Annotated in this window: 2 rRNA genes (1 of these 2 cut by a window edge); both read right to left on the bottom strand. The window is 42.4% G+C overall.

Going from position 1 to position 5000, the window contains the following annotated elements:
- Positions 1-891 (bottom strand): 23S ribosomal RNA (locus NE637_RS16010) (its annotated part extends 1643 nt beyond the left edge of the window); the annotation flags it as partial.
- 349 nt (positions 892-1240) lie between these two features.
- Positions 1241-3050, bottom strand: a 16S ribosomal RNA gene (locus NE637_RS16005).
- Positions 3051-5000 lie beyond the last annotated feature (1950 nt).

Raw genomic sequence — 5000 nt, 5'->3', positions numbered from 1 at the left:
GAAATGCGAGATTCCCCTACCCACAAGGAGCAGAGGGCACAAAACACCATGTCTGATCAAATGCCCTTCCCTTTCAACAATTTCACGTACTTTTTCACTCTCTTTTCAAAGTTCTTTTCATCTTTCCATCACTGTACTTGTTCGCTATCGGTCTCTCGCCAATATTTAGCTTTAGATGGAATTTACCACCCACTTAGAGCTGCATTCCCAAACAACTCGACTCTTCGAAGGCACTTTACAAAGAACCGCACTCCTCGCCACACGGGATTCTCACCCTCTATGACGTCCTGTTCCAAGGAACATAGACAAGGAACGGCCCCAAAGTTGCCCTCTCCAAATTACAACTCGGGCACCGAAGGTACCAGATTTCAAATTTGAGCTTTTGCCGCTTCACTCGCCGTTACTAAGGCAATCCCGGTTGGTTTCTTTTCCTCCGCTTATTGATATGCTTAAGTTCAGCGGGTACTCCTACCTGATTTGAGGTCAAACTTTAAGAACATTGTTCGCCTAGACGCTCTCTTCTTATCGATAACGTTCCAATACGCTCAGTATAAAAAAGATTAGCCGCAGTTGGTAAAACCTAAAACGACCGTACTTGCATTATACCTCAAGCACGCAGAGAAACCTCTCTTTGGAAAAAAAAAACATCCAATGAAAAGGCCAGCAATTTCAAGTTAACTCCAAAGAGTATCACTCACTACCAAACAGAATGTTTGAGAAGGAAATGACGCTCAAACAGGCATGCCCCCTGGAATACCAAGGGGCGCAATGTGCGTTCAAAGATTCGATGATTCACGGAATTCTGCAATTCACATTACGTATCGCATTTCGCTGCGTTCTTCATCGATGCGAGAACCAAGAGATCCGTTGTTGAAAGTTTTTAATATTTTAAAATTTCCAGTTACGAAAATTCTTGTTTTTGACAAAAATTTAATGAATAAATAAAATTGTTTGTGTTTGTTACCTCTGGGCCCCGATTGCTCGAATGCCCAAAGAAAAAGTTGCAAAGATATGAAAACTCCACAGTGTGTTGTATTGAAACGGTTTTAATTGTCCTATAACAAAAGCACAGAAATCTCTCACCGTTTGGAATAGCAAGAAAGAAACTTACAAGCCTAGCAAGACCGCGCACTTAAGCGCAGGCCCGGCTGGACTCTCCATCTCTTGTCTTCTTGCCCAGTAAAAGCTCTCATGCTCTTGCCAAAACAAAAAAAAAAATCCATTTTCAAAATTATTAAATTTCTTTAATGATCCTTCCGCAGGTTCACCTACGGAAACCTTGTTACGACTTTTAGTTCCTCTAAATGACCAAGTTTGTCCAAATTCTCCGCTCTGAGATGGAGTTGCCCCCTTCTCTAAGCAGATCCTGAGGCCTCACTAAGCCATTCAATCGGTACTAGCGACGGGCGGTGTGTACAAAGGGCAGGGACGTAATCAACGCAAGCTGATGACTTGCGCTTACTAGGAATTCCTCGTTGAAGAGCAATAATTACAATGCTCTATCCCCAGCACGACGGAGTTTCACAAGATTACCAAGACCTCTCGGCCAAGGTTAGACTCGCTGGCTCCGTCAGTGTAGCGCGCGTGCGGCCCAGAACGTCTAAGGGCATCACAGACCTGTTATTGCCTCAAACTTCCATCGGCTTGAAACCGATAGTCCCTCTAAGAAGTGGATAACCAGCAAATGCTAGCACCACTATTTAGTAGGTTAAGGTCTCGTTCGTTATCGCAATTAAGCAGACAAATCACTCCACCAACTAAGAACGGCCATGCACCACCACCCACAAAATCAAGAAAGAGCTCTCAATCTGTCAATCCTTATTGTGTCTGGACCTGGTGAGTTTCCCCGTGTTGAGTCAAATTAAGCCGCAGGCTCCACTCCTGGTGGTGCCCTTCCGTCAATTCCTTTAAGTTTCAGCCTTGCGACCATACTCCCCCCAGAACCCAAAGACTTTGATTTCTCGTAAGGTGCCGAGTGGGTCATTAAAAAAACACCACCCGATCCCTAGTCGGCATAGTTTATGGTTAAGACTACGACGGTATCTGATCATCTTCGATCCCCTAACTTTCGTTCTTGATTAATGAAAACGTCCTTGGCAAATGCTTTCGCAGTAGTTAGTCTTCAATAAATCCAAGAATTTCACCTCTGACAATTGAATACTGATGCCCCCGACCGTCCCTATTAATCATTACGATGGTCCTAGAAACCAACAAAATAGAACCAAACGTCCTATTCTATTATTCCATGCTAATATATTCGAGCAATACGCCTGCTTTGAACACTCTAATTTTTTCAAAGTAAAAGTCCCGGTTCGCCAAGAGCCACAAGGACTCAAGGTTAGCCAGAAGGAAAGGCCCCGTTGGAAATCCAGTACACGAAAAAATCGGACCGGCCAACCGGGCCCAAAGTTCAACTACGAGCTTTTTAACTGCAACAACTTTAATATACGCTATTGGAGCTGGAATTACCGCGGCTGCTGGCACCAGACTTGCCCTCCAATTGTTCCTCGTTAAGGTATTTACATTGTACTCATTCCAATTACAAGACCCGAATGGGCCCTGTATCGTTATTTATTGTCACTACCTCCCTGAATTAGGATTGGGTAATTTGCGCGCCTGCTGCCTTCCTTGGATGTGGTAGCCGTTTCTCAGGCTCCCTCTCCGGAATCGAACCCTTATTCCCCGTTACCCGTTGAAACCATGGTAGGCCACTATCCTACCATCGAAAGTTGATAGGGCAGAAATTTGAATGAACCATCGCCAGCACAAGGCCATGCGATTCGAAAAGTTATTATGAATCATCAAAGAGTCCGAAGACATTGATTTTTTATCTAATAAATACATCTCTTCCAAAGGGTCGAGATTTTAAGCATGTATTAGCTCTAGAATTACCACAGTTATACCATGTAGTAAAGGAACTATCAAATAAACGATAACTGATTTAATGAGCCATTCGCAGTTTCACTGTATAAATTGCTTATACTTAGACATGCATGGCTTAATCTTTGAGACAAGCATATGACTACTGGCAGGATCAACCAGATAACTATCTTAAAAGAAGAAGCAACAAGCAGTAAAAAAGAAAGAAACCGAAATCTCTTTTTTTTTTTCCCACCTATTCCCTCTTGCTAGAAGATACTTATTGAGTTTGGAAACAGCTGAAATTCCAGAAAAATTGCTTTTTCAGGTCTCTCTGCTGCCGGAAATGCTCTCTGTTCAAAAAGCTTTTACACTCTTGACCAGCGCACTCCGTCACCATACCATAGCACTCTTTGAGTTTCCTCTAATCAGGTTCCACCAAACAGATACCCCGGTGTTTCACGGAATGGTACGTTTGATATCGCTGATTTGAGAGGAGGTTACACTTGAAGAATCACAGTCTTGCGACCGGCTATTCAACAAGGCATTCCCCCAAGTTTGAATTCTTTGAAATAGATTGCTATTAGCTAGTAATCCACCAAATCCTTCGCTGCTCACCAATGGAATCGCAAGATGCCCACGATGAGACTGTTCAGGTTAAACGCAAAAGAAACACACTCTGGGAATTTCTTCCCAAATTGTATCTCTCAATACGCATCAACCCATGTCAATTAAACACGCTGTATAGAGACTAGGCAGATCTGACGATCACCTAGCGACTCTCTCCACCGTTTGACGAGGCCATTTACAAAAACATAACGAACGACAAGCCTACTCGAATTCGTTTCCAAACTCTTTTCGAACTTGTCTTCAACTGCTTTCGCATGAAGTACCTCCCAACTACTTTTCCTCACACTTGTACTCCATGACTAAACCCCCCCTCCCATTACAAACTAAAATCTTACTTTTATTTTCTTTTGCCCTCTCTGTCGCTCTGCCTTAACTACGTATTTCTCGCCGAGAAAAACTTCAATTTAAGCTATTCTCCAAAAATCTTAGCGTATATTTTTTTCTTTTTTTTTTCCAAAGTGACAGGTGCCCCGGGTAACCCAGTTCCTCACTTTTTTTTACTGCGGAAGCGGAAGCGGAAAATACGGAAGCGGAAAATACGGAAGCGGAAAATACGGAAGCGGAAAATACGGAAACGCGCGGGAACATACAAAATATACCTTTCTCACACAAGAAATATATGCTACTTGCAAAATATCATACCAAAAAACTTTTCACAACCGAAACCAAAACCAACGGATATCATACATTACACTACCACCATTCAAACTTTACTACTATCCTCCCTTCAGTTTCCCTTTTTCTGCCTTTTTCGGTGACGGAAATACGCTTCAGAGACCCTAAAGGGAAATCCATGCCATAACAGGAAAGTAACATCCCAATGCGGACTATACCACCCCACCACACTCCTACCAATAATGGTAACTATTCTATGTTTTCTTACTCCTATGTCTATTCATCTTTCATCTAACTACCTAATACTATGCAAAAATGTAAAATTATCACACAAAACATAAACAATCAAAATCAGCCATTTCCGCACCTTTTCCTCTGTCCACTTTCAACCGTCCCTCCAAATGTAAAATGGCCTATCGGAATACATTTCCTACATCCTAACTACTATAAAACAACCTTTAGACTTACGTTTGCTACTCTCATGGTCTCAATACTGCCGCCGAAATTCTGTCCCACATACTAAATCTCTTCCCGTCATTATCGCCCGCATCCGGTGCCGTAAATGCAAAACAAATACCATCTATGTCTTCCACACCATCATTTTACTATGCCTGCCACCATCCATTTGTCTTTTGCACCATATCTTCATAACCTGTCACCTTGAAACTACCTCTGCATGCCACCTACCGACCAACTTTCATGTTCTGTTTCGACCTACCTCTTGTAAATGACAAATCACCTTTTTCATCGTATGCACCTTATTCTCCACATCACAATGCACTATTGCTTTTGCTTTTTCACCTCTCATATCCTATTGCTATTAGATGAAATATAATAAAAATTGTCCTCCACCCATAACACCTCTCACTCCCACCTACTGAACATGTCTGGACCCT

Origin of the sequence: Desulfovibrio desulfuricans, assembly GCF_024460775.1 — a bacterium.
GTDB classification, from domain to species: Bacteria; Desulfobacterota; Desulfovibrionia; order Desulfovibrionales; family Desulfovibrionaceae; genus Desulfovibrio; species Desulfovibrio desulfuricans_E.
This window is presented reverse-complemented; position numbering and strand designations above follow the sequence as displayed.